This window comes from Variovorax sp. Root434 (assembly GCF_001426595.1).
GTDB lineage: Bacteria > Pseudomonadota > Gammaproteobacteria > Burkholderiales > Burkholderiaceae_C > Variovorax.
The window spans coordinates 69987-85786 of sequence record NZ_LMEK01000027.1 but is presented as its reverse complement, the minus strand read 5'-3'; the positions used below and the strand labels follow the sequence as shown (position 1 = coordinate 85786).

Annotated in this window: 17 protein-coding genes; 4 read left to right on the top strand and 13 right to left on the bottom strand. The window is 65.4% G+C overall.

Going from position 1 to position 15800, the window contains the following annotated elements:
* Positions 1-7 precede the first annotated feature (7 nt).
* From gsiC to ASD05_RS26795, 5 genes are all read right to left on the bottom strand, one after another.
* Positions 8-928, bottom strand: coding sequence for a glutathione ABC transporter permease GsiC (gene gsiC / locus ASD05_RS26815; RefSeq protein ID WP_056599063.1), 921 nt, complete (start codon positions 926-928; stop codon positions 8-10).
* A gap of 79 nt (positions 929-1007) precedes the next feature.
* A complete protein-coding gene (gene gsiB / locus ASD05_RS26810) occupies positions 1008-2561 on the bottom strand; it encodes a glutathione ABC transporter substrate-binding protein GsiB (protein WP_056599059.1) in 1554 nt (517 codons plus the stop codon).
* Positions 2562-2617: 56 nt separating this feature from the next.
* Complete coding sequence (locus ASD05_RS26805) at positions 2618-4495, bottom strand: dipeptide ABC transporter ATP-binding protein (protein WP_056599056.1); 1878 nt, start codon at positions 4493-4495, stop codon at positions 2618-2620.
* A gap of 31 nt (positions 4496-4526) precedes the next feature.
* Positions 4527-5486 (bottom strand): isoaspartyl peptidase/L-asparaginase family protein, encoded by a 960-nt coding sequence (locus ASD05_RS26800; RefSeq protein WP_056599052.1) that lies wholly within the window; start codon positions 5484-5486, stop codon positions 4527-4529.
* Positions 5483-6454 (bottom strand): MurR/RpiR family transcriptional regulator, encoded by a 972-nt coding sequence (locus ASD05_RS26795; protein ID WP_056599048.1) that lies wholly within the window; start codon positions 6452-6454, stop codon positions 5483-5485. The genes ASD05_RS26800 and ASD05_RS26795 overlap by 4 nt, the downstream gene beginning before the upstream one ends.
* A 276-nt stretch (positions 6455-6730) precedes the next feature.
* Here ASD05_RS26795 and ASD05_RS26790 point away from each other — a divergent pair, with 276 nt between their 5' ends.
* Complete coding sequence (locus ASD05_RS26790) at positions 6731-7180, top strand: MerR family DNA-binding protein (RefSeq protein WP_056599045.1); 450 nt, start codon at positions 6731-6733, stop codon at positions 7178-7180.
* 54 nt (positions 7181-7234) lie between these two features.
* Here the strand turns inward: ASD05_RS26790 and ASD05_RS26785 are convergent, their stop codons facing one another.
* The 4 genes from ASD05_RS26785 to ASD05_RS29845 all read right to left on the bottom strand — a co-directional run bounded on the left by ASD05_RS26785 (position 7235) and on the right by ASD05_RS29845 (position 9601).
* Positions 7235-7681 carry an SRPBCC family protein gene (locus ASD05_RS26785; RefSeq protein WP_056599043.1) on the bottom strand — a complete coding sequence of 149 codons (447 nt, stop codon included), beginning with the start codon at positions 7679-7681 and terminating at the stop codon, positions 7235-7237.
* 113 nt (positions 7682-7794) lie between these two features.
* Entirely contained in the window at positions 7795-8268 is a 474-nt protein-coding gene (locus ASD05_RS26780) for a GNAT family N-acetyltransferase (RefSeq protein WP_056599039.1), read from the bottom strand.
* A 110-nt stretch (positions 8269-8378) separates the two neighbouring features.
* Positions 8379-8933, bottom strand: coding sequence for a hypothetical protein (locus ASD05_RS26775; RefSeq protein ID WP_056599035.1), 555 nt, complete (start codon positions 8931-8933; stop codon positions 8379-8381).
* Positions 8930-9601 carry an N-acetylmuramoyl-L-alanine amidase gene (locus ASD05_RS29845; RefSeq protein WP_082572396.1) on the bottom strand — a complete coding sequence of 224 codons (672 nt, stop codon included), beginning with the start codon at positions 9599-9601 and terminating at the stop codon, positions 8930-8932. The genes ASD05_RS26775 and ASD05_RS29845 overlap by 4 nt, the downstream gene beginning before the upstream one ends.
* Positions 9602-9861: 260 nt before the next feature.
* Here ASD05_RS29845 and ASD05_RS26770 point away from each other — a divergent pair, with 260 nt between their 5' ends.
* The 3 genes from ASD05_RS26770 to ASD05_RS26760 are packed head-to-tail and all read left to right on the top strand — an operon-like array spanning position 9862 to position 13142.
* Complete coding sequence (locus ASD05_RS26770; RefSeq protein ID WP_056599032.1) at positions 9862-10890, top strand: aldo/keto reductase; 1029 nt, start codon at positions 9862-9864, stop codon at positions 10888-10890.
* Between the two features lie 18 nt (positions 10891-10908).
* The gene (locus ASD05_RS26765) at positions 10909-12081 is read left to right on the top strand and encodes an NAD(P)/FAD-dependent oxidoreductase (protein WP_056599364.1); all 1173 of its coding nucleotides are present in this window, start codon (positions 10909-10911) and stop codon (positions 12079-12081) included.
* A gap of 47 nt (positions 12082-12128) precedes the next feature.
* Positions 12129-13142: a class I fructose-bisphosphate aldolase gene (locus ASD05_RS26760; RefSeq protein WP_056599027.1), complete on the top strand. Its 1014-nt coding sequence runs from the start codon at positions 12129-12131 to the stop codon at positions 13140-13142.
* 6 nt (positions 13143-13148) lie between these two features.
* On the opposite strand, the gene msrA is transcribed toward ASD05_RS26760, so the two are convergent.
* From msrA to ASD05_RS26740, 4 genes are all read right to left on the bottom strand, one after another.
* Positions 13149-13850 carry a peptide-methionine (S)-S-oxide reductase MsrA gene (gene msrA, locus ASD05_RS26755; protein WP_056599024.1) on the bottom strand — a complete coding sequence of 234 codons (702 nt, stop codon included), beginning with the start codon at positions 13848-13850 and terminating at the stop codon, positions 13149-13151.
* Positions 13851-13945: 95 nt separating this feature from the next.
* Positions 13946-14212, bottom strand: a complete 267-nt coding sequence (locus tag ASD05_RS26750; protein WP_056599022.1) for a pentapeptide MXKDX repeat protein — start codon at positions 14210-14212, stop codon at positions 13946-13948.
* Positions 14213-14317: 105 nt separating this feature from the next.
* Positions 14318-15109: a molybdopterin-binding protein gene (locus ASD05_RS26745; RefSeq protein WP_056599019.1), complete on the bottom strand. Its 792-nt coding sequence runs from the start codon at positions 15107-15109 to the stop codon at positions 14318-14320.
* Positions 15106-15756, bottom strand: a complete 651-nt coding sequence (locus tag ASD05_RS26740) for a cytochrome b/b6 domain-containing protein (RefSeq protein ID WP_056599016.1) — start codon at positions 15754-15756, stop codon at positions 15106-15108. The genes ASD05_RS26745 and ASD05_RS26740 overlap by 4 nt, the downstream gene beginning before the upstream one ends.
* Positions 15757-15800: the final 44 nt, after the last annotated feature.

The following is a 15800-nucleotide window of genomic DNA, read 5'->3' as shown; positions in this document are numbered from 1 at the left end:
TTGCTGCTCACTTGTAGCGAATGGTGGGGTTGATGTAGCCATACAGCACATCGACCACGAGATTGATCAGGATGAATTCGAGCGAGAACAGCAGCACCAGCGTCTGGATGACGGGGTAGTCGCGCATCTGCACCGCGTCCACCAGCAAGCGGCCGAGGCCCGGCCAGTTGAACACCGCTTCCACAAGAATGGAGCCGCCCAGCAGGAAGCCGAACTGCAGGCCCATCATGGTGACCACCGGGATCAGCGCGTTGCGCAGCGTGTGCTTGAACACCACGCTGGATTCGTGCACGCCCTTGGCGCGCGCGGTGCGCACGAAGTCTTCCTGGATCACCTCGACGAAGGAGGCCCGCGTGAAGCGCGCCATCACGGCCGCCACGGCCGCGCCCAGCGTGATCGAGGGCAGGATGTAGTGCTTCCAGCTGCTGGCGCCCACCGTGGGCAGCCAGCCGAGCTGGACCGAGAAGATCTGCATCAGCAGCATGCCCAGGGCAAATGCAGGGAAAGAGATGCCCGATACGGCGAGCGTCATGCCCAGCCGGTCCGGCCATTGGTTGCGGTACACGGCCGACACGATGCCGATGCCCATGCCGAAGATCACCGCCCACACCATGCTGGTGATGGTGAGCATCACCGTCGGGAAGAAGCGCTCGCCGATCTCCACCGACACAGGCCGCCGCGTGCGGATCGAGGTGCCGAAGTCGCCCTGCAGCATGTGGGTGAAGAAGTTCACGAACTGCTGCGGCAGCGGCTTGTCCAGCCCGAGCTCCGCGCGGACCATGGCCACGGTCTGCTCGTCGGCGTCCTGGCCGGCGGCAAGTCGCGCCGGGTCGCCGGGCAGCATGTGGACGAACAGAAACACCAGCACTGCCACGATGAGCAGCGTGGGGATCAGGCCCAACAGTCGTTTGAGGAAGTAATTCAGCATGGGGTGCGGTTGCCGCGATCGGGCGATGGCAGCATGCCATCGCCCGTCGGGCAGTCAGTCAGGAAACGAGGAGCCGGGATCAGTTCGACGTGGCGATCGCATCGATGTTGATGTTGCCGTCAGGCATCACGAACACGCCCGAGAGACGCTTGGCGTGCGCCGACAGGTTCTGCTCGGTGATCATCGGTACGCGCGGCAGGTCCTTGCGGATCTCTTCCTGCGCGGTCTTGTACAGCGCAGTGCGTTCCTTCTCGTCCGTGGTCACCAGCGCCTTGGCCAGCGCGTTGTCCACCACCTCGCTCTTGTAGAACGACATGTTGTTCAGCTTCGGAGCCCAGGCTTCCGAGGCGAACAGCGGGCGCAGGCCCCAGTCGGCTTCGCCGGTCGACGACGACCAGCCGGTGTAGTACATGCGGACCTTGGCCGTCTTCGGATCGGGCCATGCATCCACTTGCTCGGTGCGCTGGCCCACTTCGAGCGCCTGCACCTGCAGCTTGATGCCGATCTGCGCGAGCTGCTGCTGCACGAACTGGATCGTCTTCTGCGAGGTCGTGTTGTTGTAGGCGCTCCACAGCACCGATTCGAAGCCGTCGGGGTAGCCGGCTTCCTTCATCAGTTCCTTGGCCTTCTTCACGTCATAGGGAATGGGCGCCATCTTCTCGGCGTACTTCACGCCCTGGGGCAGCACGCCCTGAGCGGGGAAGGCGTAGCCGCCGAAGGCGACCTTGGCCAGCGCTTCCTTGTTGATGGCGTAGCCGATGGCTTCGCGCACCTTCGGGTTGTCGTAGGGCTTCTGCAGCATGTTGAATGCCAGGAAGCGCGTGATGATCGAGGGCGTCGCCACCACTTCGAGCTTCTCGCTCTTCTTCAGCAGGTCGGCCTGCTCATAGGGAATGGGGTAGGCGAAGTCGGCCTCGCCGGTCTGCAGCATCGCGGCGCGCGTGTTGTTCTCGAGCACCGGCTTCCACGAGACGTTGTCGACCTTCGGGAAGCCCTTCTTCCAGTAGCCGTCGAACTTCTTGGCCTTGACGGCTTCGGTCTGCTTCCACTCGACGAATTCGAAGGGGCCCGTGCCCACGGGGTGGAAGGCGATGTCCTTGTTGCCCCACTTCTTCAGCGCGGTGGGCGAGATCATGGCGGCCGATGCGTGGGCCAGCGAGTTGATGAAGGGGCCGAAGGGCTCCTTCAGCGTGATGCGCACGGTGCTGGGGTTCACCACCTCGACCTTGCTCACGCGGTTGAACTGGTTGTAGCGCAGCAGCTTGTTGTCCTGGTTCAGCACGCGGTCGAGCGTGAACTTCACCGCGTCGGCGTTGAAGTCGGTGCCGTCGTGGAACTTGACGCCGCTGCGCAGCTTGATGGTGTAGACCAGGCCGTCCTTCGACACGTCGTAGCTCTCGGCGAGCACGTTCTGCACCTTCAGGTCCTTGTCGAACTGGAACAGGCCTTCATAGAAGGTCTTGGTCACGGCCGTGGTGATGGTGGTGTTGGTGTTGTACGGGTCCAGCGTTTCCGGCTGGTAGCCGATGGACAGCACCACATCTTTCGCGGCCAGTGCCGTGCCCGATGCGGCCAACGCGGCCAGGCCCAGCAATGCCGATGCCCATCGCAGAGAGGAAGAAGATTGCTTCATGGAAAGAACTCCAGTCGGTTCGAGGAAAAAAGCAGGAGGGCCTGCGGGTTGAAAAATCAGAAAGCGCCGCCGATGGCGTGCCGTGCCACGAAGTGCCCCGGCGCGACCTGCACCAGCGGCGGCACCTCGGGCTCGTCGCCCACCACGCGGATCGGGCTCGGGATTTCGCCTTCGAGCAGCGCGCGCGGCTTGTGGCGGCGCGACGGGTCGGCCACCGGCACCGCGGCCATCAGCTTGCGCGTGTAGGCGTGCTGCGGCGCCTCGAAGACGGCGCGGCGCGGGCCGATCTCGACGATCTGGCCCAGGTACATCACGGCCACGCGGTGGCTGATGCGCTCCACCACCGCCATGTCGTGCGAGATGAAAAGGAAGGCCACGCCCAGCTCTCGCTGCAGGTCGAGCATCAGGTTGACGATCTGCGCCTGGATCGACACGTCCAGCGCCGACACCGATTCGTCGGCCACCACCACCTTGGGGTTGAGCGCGAGCGCGCGTGCAATCGCAATGCGCTGGCGCTGGCCGCCCGAGAACTCGTGCGGATAGCGCTGCGCCACCTCGGGCGGCAGGCCGACCTTCTGCAGCAGCCAGTCGACGCGCTGCTGCGCCTCGGCGCCCTTGGCAATGCCGTGGATGAGCAGCGGCTCCATGATCGAGAAGCCCACCGTCACGCGCGGATCGAGCGAAGCGAACGGGTCCTGGAAGATGAACTGGATATTGCGGCGCAGCGCCTGCAGTTCGCGCGTGGGCAGCTCGCGGATGTTCTTGCCGCCGAACTCGATCGCGCCACTCTGGCTTTCGACCAGGCGCAGCAGCGAGCGGCCGGTGGTCGACTTGCCGCAGCCCGATTCGCCGACCAGCGCCAGCGTCTCGCCGGGGTACAGGTCGAAGCTGATCTTTTCCACCGCATGCACTCGGCGCTTCACGCGGCCGAAGATGCCGCTGCGCACGTCGAAGCGCGTGACGAGGTCGCGCACGCGCAGGATGGGGCCGGCGTCTTCGCGCACGGTGTCCTGCGGCGTGGTCTGCGTGCACGGCACGGTGTCGGCGCTGGCCTCGGTGCGCAGCAGTTCGAACTTGGCCGGCAGGTCGGTGCCCTGCATCGCGCCGAGCTTGGGCACTGCCGACAGCAGCGCTTTGGTGTAGGGGTGCTGCGGTGCCGCGAACACGGTGTCGGAACTGCCGGCTTCCACCTTGTCGCCGCGGTACATCACGAGCACGCGGTCGGCAATCTCGGCCACCACGCCCATGTCGTGCGTGATGAAGAGCACGCCCATGCGCATCTCCTTCTGCAGCTCGCGGATGAGCTGGAGGATCTGCGCCTGGATGGTCACGTCGAGCGCGGTGGTGGGCTCGTCGGCGATCAGCAGCTGCGGCTTGCACGACAGCGCCATCGCGATCATCACGCGCTGGCGCATGCCGCCCGACAGCTGGTGCGGAAAGCGGTCGAGCACATTGCGCGCTTCAGGAATGCGCACCAGCTCCAGCATGCGCAAGGCTTCCGCGCGCGCGGCCGAGTCGCTCTTGCCCTGGTGGATGCGGATGGCCTCGGCAATCTGCTCGCCGGCCGTGAACACCGGGTTCAGCGATGTCATCGGCTCCTGGAAGATCATCGCGATGTCCGCGCCGCGGATGTTGCGCATCGTGGTGTCGCGTGCCTGTGCGAGGTCGAGCACTTCGCCGTTGCGGCGGCGGAAGGTCATGCGCCCATCGAGGATGCGCCCGCCGCCATGCTCCACGAGCCGCATCAGCGCGAGCGAGGTGACCGACTTGCCCGAGCCCGATTCACCCACCACCGCGAGCGTTTCGCCGTGGTCGACGTGGAAAGACAGCTTCTTGACGGCATCGACCGTGCGCTCGGAGGTCGAGAAGCGAACGGTGAGGTCGTCGACGGCGAGAACGCGGCCGTCCGGCAGGGCAATGGCAGGGGTGGACATGGGAGTGCGAAGAAAAATGGGGCCTGCGGCGTCAGGCGAAGATGGCCGTCTTCGGCGCTTCGTCGCCGCGCGCGTGGCCTCGGTACATGCCTTCGGTGTTGAAGGCCAGGCTCAGGTTGCCGTGGCGGTCGACGGCGATCAGCCCGCCCGTGCCGCCGATGGCGGGCAGCGACTGTCGCACCACCGCGTGCGTGGCCGCTTCGAGCGTGGCACCGCCGTAGGCCATGCGGGCGCATACGTCGTAGGCAGCCGCGACGCGGATGAACATCTCGCCGCTGCCGGTGCACGACACGGCGGCCGTGCGGTCGTCTGCATAGGTGCCGGCGCCGATGAGCGGCGAATCGCCGATGCGGCCGACGCGCTTGTTGGTCATGCCGCCGGTGGAAGTGGCGGCGGCCAGGTGGCCGTGCATGTCGAGCGCGACCGCGCCGACGGTGCCGAGCTTCTTGTCTTCGTCCAGCGGCGGTTTGGTCATGGCGGCTCCCTCGTGGTCGGTGACCACGCGGCCGGTGTCGCGCACGCGGTACAGCTGCTGGCGGCGCGCATCGGTCGAGAAGAAGAAGGGCTCGACCATCTCCAGGCCGCGCTCGCGCGCGAAGGCCTCGGCGCCCGCGCCGGCCAGCAGCACGTGGGCGCCGTCCTCGAGCACGGCGCGCGCGGCGCGCACCGGTCGGCGCACGTGGCTCACGCCGGCAATGGCGCCGGCCGCGAGCGAGGCGCCATCCATCACGGCCGCGTCGAGCTCGTGCGTTTCGTCGTGCGTGAACACCGCGCCGTAGCCGGCATTGAAGAGCGGGCAGTCTTCGAGCATCTCGACCGCGAGGCAGGTGGCGTCGAGTGCGGACATGCCCTTGAGCAGCGCGGCCTGCGCGGCGCGCACGATGGTCTGCAGGGCGTCGTGATAGGCCTGCGCCTGGGCGGCGTCGGTCGTGGCCGCGCTGATGGTGCCGGCACCGCCGTGGATGGCGATGACGGGTGTGACGTTCTTCATCGGGAAGCTTTCTTCTTTTTCTTGCCGGCGTCGGAAGCGGCCGCGGCGGGCAGGGATGGCATGGAGACCTCGCCGCGCACATGGCCCTGGCCCAGTCCGCCGTGCAGCCACGGGCGCACCGCCTGCAGGATGCGGCCGGCCGATTGCGCCGCGCCTGGCGCGCGCAGGGCGACCGCGCTGGTCAGCGCTTCGATCAGTGCGAGCACGCTGGTTTCGCAGTTGGGGCGGTAGCTGGTTTCGGTCTGGCAATACAGCACCACGTCGGCCAGCGGCGCGAGCGGCGAGCTGGGGCGGTCGGTCAGCGCGAGCACCGCGCATCCCTGGCCGCGCGCGATCTGCGTCAGCGCCACCGTGTCGGTGAGGTAGCGCGGAAAGGTCAGGCCGATGAACAGGTCCTGCGGGCCCGCGTGCATCAGCGTGCGCGCCGCATGAGTGATGCCGCTCACGCTGGAGAGCATGCGCACGTCGCTGCACGAACCATCGAGGCCGTGTTGCAGCAGCCCCGCGAGCCAGGCGCTGGCACCGAAGCCGCCGATGTAGATCGAGCGCGCCTTCAGGATGCGCTGCACCGCGGCCTCGCAAGCCGCGTAGTCCAGCGACTGGCGCGTGGCCTCGATGTTGCGGCGGCTCTCGTCGAGTGCCGTAGCGAACACCTCGGCGACCGTGGTCGGGCGCTCCAGGTTGCCGCGCAGCCGTTCGACCGGCGCCACCAGCGACTCGAAACCGCGCACGAGTTCGGCGCGGAAGGTGGCGTAGCCGTCGAAGTCGAGTGCCCGCGCGAAGCGGTTGGCCGTGGCGACCGACACGCCCGCCGCGGTCGCCAGCTCGTCGATGGGCAGCGTCGCAACCTGCAGCGGGTGCTCGAGCACGAAGTCGGCCACCTGCCGATGCGAACGCGTCAGCCGCGGCAGCGCCTGCGCGATGCGCTGGGCCACTGTGGTGCCTGGGGTGTCGACGTTGGTGCTCATGGGGCAGGCGATGCACCTGGAAGGGTGCTAACGATGAAAATGAATTTACAAATATATGACAGATAAGAAAATTTTCTGTCATTTCCGATCGTAGACGCAAATACCGGGCCAGAAGAGAGGGGGCATTCGGGGGTTTACCCGGGATGGACAAGCCAGGCGGACGGGTCTCGAAAACTCAGGAGCCTGACCCCCTTGCGCGCCAAGGTCATGCGGCGGCTTGACCCTGCCATGGTGTGAAGGCTGAGACTTTTGCGTTTTGACTCGAAGGAGAACTTCATGGGACACCCCACGGCGCCGACTGCTGCGGCGCACCTATCCCTTGCCGACGTGGTTGCCCGTTCTGGTGCGTCCGCGCAATTGCTGCACGACTGCGAGTCGCTCGGGCTGCTCGACGGCACCGACGCGGACGGCCGTCTCTACGACGAGCAAACAGTGTCGACACTGCGCTTCGTACGACGGGCGCACACGCTGGGTTTCGACACAGCGGAAGTCGTCGAGCTGCATGCCCTGTGGCAAGACGGGCGCCGCGCGAGTTTCGATGTGAAGCGCGTCGCGCTCGAACGGGCCGAGGAGCTGGCCCAGCGGATCGAAGAGCTCGCGCACATGAAGCGCCTGCTGGAGCGCCTGGCCCACTGCTGCGAAGGTGACGAGCGTCCCGAGTGCCCTATCCTGGAAGAGCTGGCCGGGCTAGAAGGATTTGCCGGCAGTGAGGCGCGGCATGGGTGACGCCGGCGCGGGCACGCCGCGCCGCCCTTCAAACGGTTCCGAAGCGGAAGCCCCTCAACCCGGAATGTTCGGCTCGACCAGTTGGGCCAGCGCGATCAGCGATTCCTGCCAGCCCAGGTAGCACATCTCGGCGGGAATCAAGTCGGGGATGCCTTCCTGCACGACGGACATGTCGGTGCCGCAGGACACCGCGGTCAGGGTCACGGTGGTCTTCATCGTGCCCGGAAGATGGGGATCGTCGAAGCTGGCGTCGTAGGCAATGCGCTGGCCGGGAACGAGTTCCAGGTACTTGCCGCCGAACGAGTGGCTGTGGCCGGTGCCGAAGTTGGTGAAGGACATGCGCCAGGCGCCGCCCACCACGGGCTCCATGGTGTGGACCTTGCCGGTGAATCCGAAGGGCGGCAGCCAGCGCTCGAACGCGCTGGCCTCCACGAAGGCACGGTAGAGCCGGTCGGGGGAGGTGCGCAGGACGCGGTGCAGACGAACAGTGTTGGTAGCCATGGTTGCTTTCTCCTGAAGAACAGAGGACGACCCTCTGTGGTTACGTCGGATGAGCCCGCTGCGATTCGACATGCCCGAGGACTAGGAAAAACCCTGGGTCAACGCCTCACGCCTCAATCGATGAATCGTGCGCCACGATTCATCGTCTTTTGCATGAACACGCTCAACGGATCGTCGGGATAGTGGCCGAAGCGCTCGCGCCGCGCATACCCCGCGCGCGCATAGAACGCGAGCGCCTCTGGCTGGCTCACGCCCGTCTCCAGCCGGAACAGGGTGCAACCGCGCGCCGCGGCTTCGCCTTCGAGAAAGCTCAGCATCTTCGCCGCAACGCCTTGCCCGCGGTTTTGCTGGCGCACATACATGCGCTTGAGTTCGCCGTAGCCGGGGTTCACGACGAGAGCGCCGCAGCCGATGGCCATGCCCGCCTCGTCGCGCGCCACCGCGAACAGCACGTGCGTCGCCGACAGTGCCGCAATGTCGATGCCATGGTGGCTCTTGGGCGGATACAGCGGCTTCTTGTACGCATCAAGATCGTCGATGAGCTGGATGACGTCGGGCTGGTTGGGGCGCTCGAGGGCAATGTTCATGCGGAGGATTTCGTTGGGTCGCCGGATCTTATGGTGTCCCTGAGGCCAAAAGGAAAACCCCGCCGCAGCGGGGTGGGAGAGTCGTTGCCCTGGCAGGCGCGTCAGGGCCGTTAGCGACTGTCCCGGAACCACTTCAGCCGGCGCTCCACCTCGTCAGGCGGAAACTTCCCTTCAGCCGCCAGTTTCCTCAGCGCTCGCTCGTGCGCTCGATACAGCGCGTCCTTCAGGAGTGCCATCTTGCGTTTGCCGCAAGGAGCGCAATCGTAGAAGCCCGGTGGACTCGCCGTGAGCTTCATCTTGGCGTCATACTCTTGGGTGCTGATCCGCCCCGTGGGCTCAATGCCCATGGCGAGGATTTTCCCGTTCTGGAAGGTAACGAGTGCGCTCCCATGACACCCCGTGGTGTCGGTGTTTTCGGGGTCGTAGGCCTTCCATGAAACCCTGCGCATGTGCTGCAAGGCATAGCGGACATCCTCTTCTGTCAACACGACGTCGTCGCAGTCCAGGATATCCTTGTTTTCCCAGGCAGTTCGGCCTGAAGGTTCTATGACCTTCACTTTCTGCACATATGCGAGGCGATAGCGCCTGTCGGCTGCCTGCGCCGGACATGCGACGGCGGCCAAGATCAGCGCCGCCACGGTCACAAAAATGTGGGTCTTGTTCATGGCGTTGGTACGGGCAGATTCCAGTTCGCGCCCCGGGCTTCCGTTGGATTCTTTCTGCTGACTGCGGGATGAGGAAAGACTTCACTCGAAGAAATCTGCACGGAATCTTCAAGCGCCTTGACAAGCCACGAGAGAGATAGATTTTGAGCCGCAGTCGGGGTATCGAATATGCCGTACTCACCTCGTTGTTTTTCGAGCGGCCACTTTGCTGCTTCACCGATTGGCTTGAACCCTACCGGCAGCCTTGCCCTGCCGACCAATTCAATTCCGACGGCCTCCATGTTGCTCGGATAACGATCGCTGGGCGGCTTGCGCATTTCAATGCGATGCATTCCTTCCACTCCCGCCTTCGCATAGTCGCGCAGGGCGCACGGCATTGCGGCCCCTACGGCCAAGCATCTCGCCTTCAGCGGCCCCACATGATTCGTACGCTGATAAATCCCCGCCGTCTGATAGATAGTCCCATCCGTATCGATGAGAAAGTGCGCGCCATTCGCCTTCGGCCGCTTGTAGCTGTTCAGTGAAGATGCCAATGTATCGGCATCGGTTTGATGAACGACGATGCCGGTGATCGCACCGGTCCGCCTGCCTCTTTCGATTTCGGGGCTGCGAGCACTTCTGACTCGCGCGTGATTGATCATTCCGTTCGCGTCAATTTCGACAAGCATGCGGGTCCTCCTGAAAATAATTATTTAGTTATCGATTCCCACGAAGGCGTGTCTTCCCATCAATTCACGGCCCAGATCACGGCTTCGCGGCGCATGCTACAGCAGGGAATTCAGGTGACGGTTGTCAACTTATTCCAATCGATTTCCACAAAGTCCACCGGCCTGCAGGGTTCACTGCTTCGTCCAAGAATGGCGCGACGACAAGCCGGTCGGCTTGTCGGTTTTCTCCCCCGAATCCGCAAAAACGAAGGAGCAGTACTTTGGAATACCGTCATCTGGGTAAATCGGGCCTCAAGGTCCCCGTGTTGAGCTTTGGCACCGGCACCTTCGGGGGCAAGGGCGAGTTGTTCAGTGCCTGGGGGAGCACCGACGTGGCCGAGGCGCGCAAGTTGATCGACATCTGCATCGACGCTGGCGTCAACATGTTCGACAGCGCCGACGTCTACTCGGGCGGTGCCGCTGAATCGGTGCTCGGCGAGGCGATCAAGGGCCGGCCGCGCGACCGGCTGCTGATCTCGACCAAGGCCACCTTCCGCAGCGGCGAGGGACCGAACGACGTCGGCTCGTCGCGCCACCATCTCGTACAAGCCGTCGATGGCGCGCTCAAGCGCCTCGGCACGGACTACATCGACCTCTACCAGCTGCACGGCTTCGACGCGAGCACGCCGGTGGAAGAAACGCTTTCGACGCTCGACGACCTCGTGCGCGCGGGCAAGCTGCGCTACATCGGCGTGTCGAACTTCTCGGGCTGGCACCTGATGAAATCGCTGGCCATTTCAGAGCGCTACGGCCTCGCGCGCTACGTCGCGAACCAGGCCTACTACTCGCTGGTCGGCCGCGACTACGAATGGGAGCTGATGCCGCTCGCGCAAGACCAGGGCGTGGGTGCCGTGGTGTGGAGCCCGCTCGGATGGGGCCGCCTCACGGGAAAGATCCGCCGCGGCCAGCCGCTGCCCGCCAAAAGCCGCCTGCACGCGACGGCGGACATGGGCCCGCCGGTGCCGGACGAACTGCTTTACCGCGTGGTCGAGGCGTTGGAAAAGGTTGGCGCCGAGGTGGGCAAGACCGTGCCGCAGGTTGCGCTGAACTGGCTGCTGCAGCGCCCGACGGTGTCGAGCGTGGTGGTGGGCGCGCGCGACGAGGCGCAGTTGCGCCAGAACCTCGGCGCCGTGGGCTGGAACCTCACACCCGCGCAGGTCGCGGAACTCGACGCGGCCAGCGCGACGACGCGGGCTTATCCGTACTGGCATCAGCAGGGCTTTCTTGAGCGCAATCCGAACCCGGTCTAGGCCGGCATGAGGCCCAGCATGCGTCGTGTGGTGATCATTGGAGGTGGAGCGATCGGGTCAGCCATCGCCTATTTCCTGACCCGAAGCCCCGAGGAAGAGCCCTTCGAGGTCACGGTGGTCGAGCGCGATTTCTCGTACAGGCAGGCCTCTTCGGCGCTGTCGGCCAGCTCGATCCGCCAGCAGTTTTCCACCGCCATCAACATCGAGATGTCGCTCTACGGCATCGACTTTTTCCGCGCGCTCGGCGAGACCCTGCGCGTGGGTGATGACGTGCCCGACATCGGCCTGGTCGAGCCCGGCTACCTGTACCTGGCCTCGCCGGCCGGCGTCGACGTGCTGCGCGAGAACCATGCGATGCAGAAGGCGCACGCGGTGGACGTGGCGCTGATGACGCCCGGCGAACTGAAGGCGCGCTTTCCGTGGATCTCGACCGAGGGCGTTGCGCTCGCGTCGCTGGGCCTCTCGGGCGAGGGCTGGTACGACGGCTACAGCCTGCTGCAGGCCTTTCGCAAGAAAGCCGCCTCTCAAGGCACGCGTTATGTGCAGGCCCATGCAATGGGTTTGCGCCGCAACGGCCGCGCCATGACGGGCGTGCAGCTGGACAGCGGCGAGACCCTGGAAGCAGACGTTGTCGTCAACGCCGCAGGCGCATGGGCCGGCCAGGTCGCCGGATGGGCCGGCATCGATCTTCCGGTGCGCGGCCGCCGCCGCAGCGTGTTCAGCTTCTCGTGCCCCGAGACATTGCCGGGTTGTCCGCTGGTGATCGACACCTCCGGCATCTGGCTGCGCCCCGAAGGCCGCCAGTTCATCTGCGGCTTTGCGCCGCCCGAAGACCAGGACCACGACGACGTTCCGCTCGACGTCGAGTACGAAGCCTTCGACAGCTTCATCTGGCCGTCATTGGCCGAGCGCGTGCCGGCCTTCGAGGCCATTCGCATGACCGGCGCATGGGCCGGCTACTACGAGATGAACGTGTTCGACCACAACGCCATCCTCGGCCTGCACCCGGACTGCGACAACCTGTACTTCGCCAATGGCTTCTCGGGCCACGGGCTGCAGCAGTGCCCGGCCGCAGGGCGCGGCATTGCGGAACTGATCCGCTTCGGCGAGTACCGCAGCCTCGATCTCTCGCCGGTGTCTTTCGCGCGCATCCTGGAGAACCGGCCGCTGCTGGAGAAGAACGTGATCTAGGCGCAGCCTGGGGGAGGGCGTACGATCTTCCGCAAAAGAGGTGCCCCATGACCGCACAGACGCTGATCGATACCGCCCGCGCGCTCGTCGCCGGCGACAAGGGCCTGCTCGCAATGGACGAGAGCAACGCCACCTGCAACAAGCGCTTTGCCACGCTCGGCATCCCGCAAACCGAGGCGGCGCGGCGCGAATGGCGCGAACTGATCGTCACCGCGCCGGGCCTGGCCGACAGCATCAGCGGCGCGATCCTGTTCGACGAGACGATCCGCCAGCAGACCCATGCGGGTGTGCCCTTTGCGAAGGCGCTGTCCGACGCTGGCATCGTCCCCGGCATCAAGGTCGACACCGGCGCGAAGCCGCTGGCCGGACATCCGGGCGAAACCGTGACCGAAGGGCTCGACGGCCTGCGCGAACGCCTCGCCGAATACGCTGGCATGGGCGCGCGCTTTGCCAAGTGGCGCGGCGTGATCGCCATCGGCAACGGGTTGCCGACGCGCGCATGCATCGACGTCAATGCGCATGCCCTGGCACGCTATGCAGCGCTGTGCCAGGAGGCCGGTCTGGTGCCCATCGTCGAACCGGAGGTGCTGATGGACGGTGGGCATTCCTTGGCGCAATGCGCCGAGGTGACCGAGGAGGTGCTGCACCGGACCTTTGCCGAGCTGCGCGCGCAGGGCGTGCTGCTCGAAGGCATGCTGCTGAAGCCGAACATGGTGCTGCCCGGGCTGAAGGCGCCCACGCAGGATTCCGTCGAGGCGGTGGCCGAGGCCACGGTCGCTTGCCTGCTGCGCACGGTGCCCGCCGCTGTGCCCGGCGTGGCGTTTCTCTCGGGCGGCCAGCCGGCGCAGTTGGCTTCCGCCCGCCTCAATGAAATGAACGCCCGGTTCAGGCCGCGCGTGCCGTGGGCGCTGGCCTTCTCTTTCTCCCGTGCGGTGCAGCAGCCCGCGCTCGACGCATGGAAGGGCGATGCCGCCAACGCAGCTGCTGCACAGCAGGCGCTGGTGCTTCGCACCCGATCCAACCAGGCCGCGCGCCGCGGGGCACTGGCCACAACGCCTTGATCGGCCTTAGCCGGCCTTGGCCGCCTTCACCAGCGAAGGCGTAGCCTTGTAGCTCTCGGGGAACAGCTTCTTCAGCTCGTCGATCTTCGGCATGTCGTTGATCGCGATGTAGGGCTGGCTCGGGTGCAGTGTCAGGTAGTCCTGGTGGTAGTCCTCGGCCGCGTAGAAGGGCTTGGCCATCTCGACGGTGGTGGCCAGCGGCTTGCCGAAGGTCTTGGCCTGGTTCAACTGCGCGATGTAGGCGCTGGCAATGCGGGCCTGCTCGGCGTTCTCGGCGAACACGGTGGAGCGGTATTGCGTGCCGGTGTCGGGACCCTGCCGGTTGAGTTCGGTCGGGTCGTGCGCCACCGAGAAGTAGATCTGCAGCAGCTTGCCGTAGCTGATCTGCTGCGGGTCGTAGGTGATGCGCACCGATTCGGCATGGCCGGTGCGCCCCGAGCCGACCTGGTCGTAGCGCGCCGTCTTCGCATCGCCGCCGGCATAGCCCGACACCGCATTGCTCACGCCCTTGACGCGCTGGAACACGCCCTGCACGCCCCAGAAGCAGCCACCGGCGAACACGGCGGTTTCGGTCTTGGCGGCCGGCGGTGCCACGAGGTCGGCCGTGGGCGCGGGCACGCGGCGGGCGGGTTCGGCGAACGAGGGCACCGTGTACCAGACCAGGGCGGCGGCCGCCAGCGTGCCGGCAGTGAGTGCAAGGGATTTCATGAGGGTTCCTTGAAAGAGATTTCAGTGGCTGGGAAACCGGCCGACGCGACATTGACGCCGAATCCGCCGGGCGTCAATGGCGGTTGCGAAGGCGCTTACTTCTTCATCTCGTCCTTGTCCATGCCGTCCTTTTTCATGGCGTCCTTCTTCATCGAGTCCTTCTTCATGCCGTCCTTGGACATCGAATCCTTGGCCATCGAGTCCTTCTTCATTCCGTCCTTCGACATGGAGTCCTTCGTCATCGCGTCTTTCTTCATGCCGTCCTTGGCCATGCCGTCTTTCACCATTTCGTCCGCGGCGAATGCCGAGGCGCCGGCGAAGGCCATGCAGGTTGCGAGCAGGGTTGCGGTGAGCTTGTTCATTTGGAATTTTCCTAGTGGTTGATGAAGTTTCGTTTTCAGGATCGGCTCGGTTCAGTGAACACGGCCTCGCGCTTTCTTCGGCAGTCGAGCGGCTTCAGCAGCCCCTCAGCTCCCTCCGAACCAGTTGTAGCCCTGGTCTTCCCAGTAGCCACCGGAATAGGTGTTGGTGACGAACATCGCCTTGATGTGCTTCGGGTTCTTGTAGCCAAGCTTTGTCGGCATGCGCAGCTTCATCGGAAAGCCGTACTTGGGCGGCAGGGGCTGTCCGCCGTAGGTCAGCGTCAGCAAGGTCTGCGGATGCAGCGCGGTGGGCATGTCGATGCTGGTGTAGTAGTCGTCGGCGCACTTGAAGCCGACGTACTTGGCAGTGGTGTCGGCGCCGATGTGGCGCAGGAAGTCGGCAAAGCGCACGCCGCCCCATTTGCCGATGGCGCTCCAGCCTTCCACGCAGATGTGGCGAGTGATCTGGTCGTGCTGCGGCATGGCGCGCAGCTCGGCGAGCGTCCAGGCGTGCTTGTCGGCGACCATGCCGGTCACTTCGAGCTTGTAGCTGGCCTCGTCCACCTCGCGCACCTCGTCCTCGCCGTAGTAGGCGTTGAAGGGGAAGGGGCGCGTGATCTCTGCCTCCGAATAGGTCGGCGCAAGCTGCGTCGGGCTGAAGATCAGGCCCTGCGCCTTGTCGTTGAAGCGCGAGATCTTCGTGAGCGCGGCTTCCACCTGCGTGTTGTCGCTGATGCTGCAACCGGTGAGCAGCGAGAGGCCGCCGAGCGTCAGCGAGCGCTGCAGGAAGGCGCGGCGCGAGGGCTGGTCGAGCTGCTTCGCGATCAGTGTGCGGGCTTCGCGCAGCACGGCGTCGCCGTCGATGCCGCTCAGGGTCGGGGCTTTGAAGATTTTCATCGGGCTTTGGGCGCGCGGCCGCGGATCATGGTGAGCAGGGTTCGGGGCACCAGGGCGACCATCACGAGGTGCACGGCGACGAAGGCGACGATGGCCGCCATCGCGAAGAAATGGATGCGGCGCGCAAACTCGTAGCCACCCATCAGTTCGCGCAGCACGGGGAACTGCACTGACTTCCACAGCACCAGGCCCGACAGCACGATCACGATCAGGTCGAGCATCACGAACAGGTAGGCCAGCTTCTGCACGCTGTTGTAGTGGCGAGGGTCGGCATGCGAGAGTTGGCCTTTCAGTGCGGCCAGCGCGTCGTGCCAGACGCCGCGGGGCGTCACGGGAAAGAACTTGCGCGCCAGCCGTCCGCTGGCGATGTTGATGGCGAGGTACACGAAGCCGTTGAACACCAGCAGCCACATCGCCGCGAAGTGCCAATGCAGCGCACCGCCGAGCCAGCCGCCGAGCGTAATGACGGTCGGAATGGTGAACGGGAAGAACGGCGACGCGTCGTAGATGCGCCAGCCGCTCGTCGTCAGGATCAGCACGGCCAGCGCGTTGAGCCAGTGCGTGATGCGCATCCACAGCGGATGGATCGGGCGGCGATCGGACGCCGCGGCCGGGTCGGCAGGAGGGGCGATGGCTGAGCTGTTCATGGGGTGGATTGTTGGGCGCACCCCATGGCCGATTCATCACGCAA

What these genes read in the sequence shown, in the direction of transcription:
- ASD05_RS26745 (WP_056599019.1), bottom strand. Translation starts at nt 15,109, where the DNA reads ATGAAAATCTTCAAAGCCCCGACCCTGAGCGGCATCGACGGCGACGCC.
- ASD05_RS26750 (WP_056599022.1), bottom strand. Translation starts at nt 14,212, where the DNA reads ATGAACAAGCTCACCGCAACCCTGCTCGCAACCTGCATGGCCTTCGCC.
- ASD05_RS26740 (WP_056599016.1), bottom strand. Translation starts at nt 15,756, where the DNA reads ATGAACAGCTCAGCCATCGCCCCTCCTGCCGACCCGGCCGCGGCGTCC.
- ASD05_RS26795 (WP_056599048.1), bottom strand. Translation starts at nt 6,454, where the DNA reads ATGAGCACCAACGTCGACACCCCAGGCACCACAGTGGCCCAGCGCATC.
- ASD05_RS26780 (WP_056599039.1), bottom strand. Translation starts at nt 8,268, where the DNA reads ATGAACATTGCCCTCGAGCGCCCCAACCAGCCCGACGTCATCCAGCTC.
- ASD05_RS26765 (WP_056599364.1), top strand. Translation starts at nt 10,909, where the DNA reads ATGCGTCGTGTGGTGATCATTGGAGGTGGAGCGATCGGGTCAGCCATC.
- ASD05_RS26800 (WP_056599052.1), bottom strand. Translation starts at nt 5,486, where the DNA reads ATGAAGAACGTCACACCCGTCATCGCCATCCACGGCGGTGCCGGCACC.
- gsiC (WP_056599063.1), bottom strand. Translation starts at nt 928, where the DNA reads ATGCTGAATTACTTCCTCAAACGACTGTTGGGCCTGATCCCCACGCTG.
- ASD05_RS26805 (WP_056599056.1), bottom strand. Translation starts at nt 4,495, where the DNA reads ATGTCCACCCCTGCCATTGCCCTGCCGGACGGCCGCGTTCTCGCCGTC.
- ASD05_RS29845 (WP_082572396.1), bottom strand. Translation starts at nt 9,601, where the DNA reads ATGCTTGTCGAAATTGACGCGAACGGAATGATCAATCACGCGCGAGTC.
- ASD05_RS26790 (WP_056599045.1), top strand. Translation starts at nt 6,731, where the DNA reads ATGGGACACCCCACGGCGCCGACTGCTGCGGCGCACCTATCCCTTGCC.
- ASD05_RS26760 (WP_056599027.1), top strand. Translation starts at nt 12,129, where the DNA reads ATGACCGCACAGACGCTGATCGATACCGCCCGCGCGCTCGTCGCCGGC.
- msrA (WP_056599024.1), bottom strand. Translation starts at nt 13,850, where the DNA reads ATGAAATCCCTTGCACTCACTGCCGGCACGCTGGCGGCCGCCGCCCTG.
- ASD05_RS26785 (WP_056599043.1), bottom strand. Translation starts at nt 7,681, where the DNA reads ATGGCTACCAACACTGTTCGTCTGCACCGCGTCCTGCGCACCTCCCCC.
- ASD05_RS26775 (WP_056599035.1), bottom strand. Translation starts at nt 8,933, where the DNA reads ATGAACAAGACCCACATTTTTGTGACCGTGGCGGCGCTGATCTTGGCC.
- gsiB (WP_056599059.1), bottom strand. Translation starts at nt 2,561, where the DNA reads ATGAAGCAATCTTCTTCCTCTCTGCGATGGGCATCGGCATTGCTGGGC.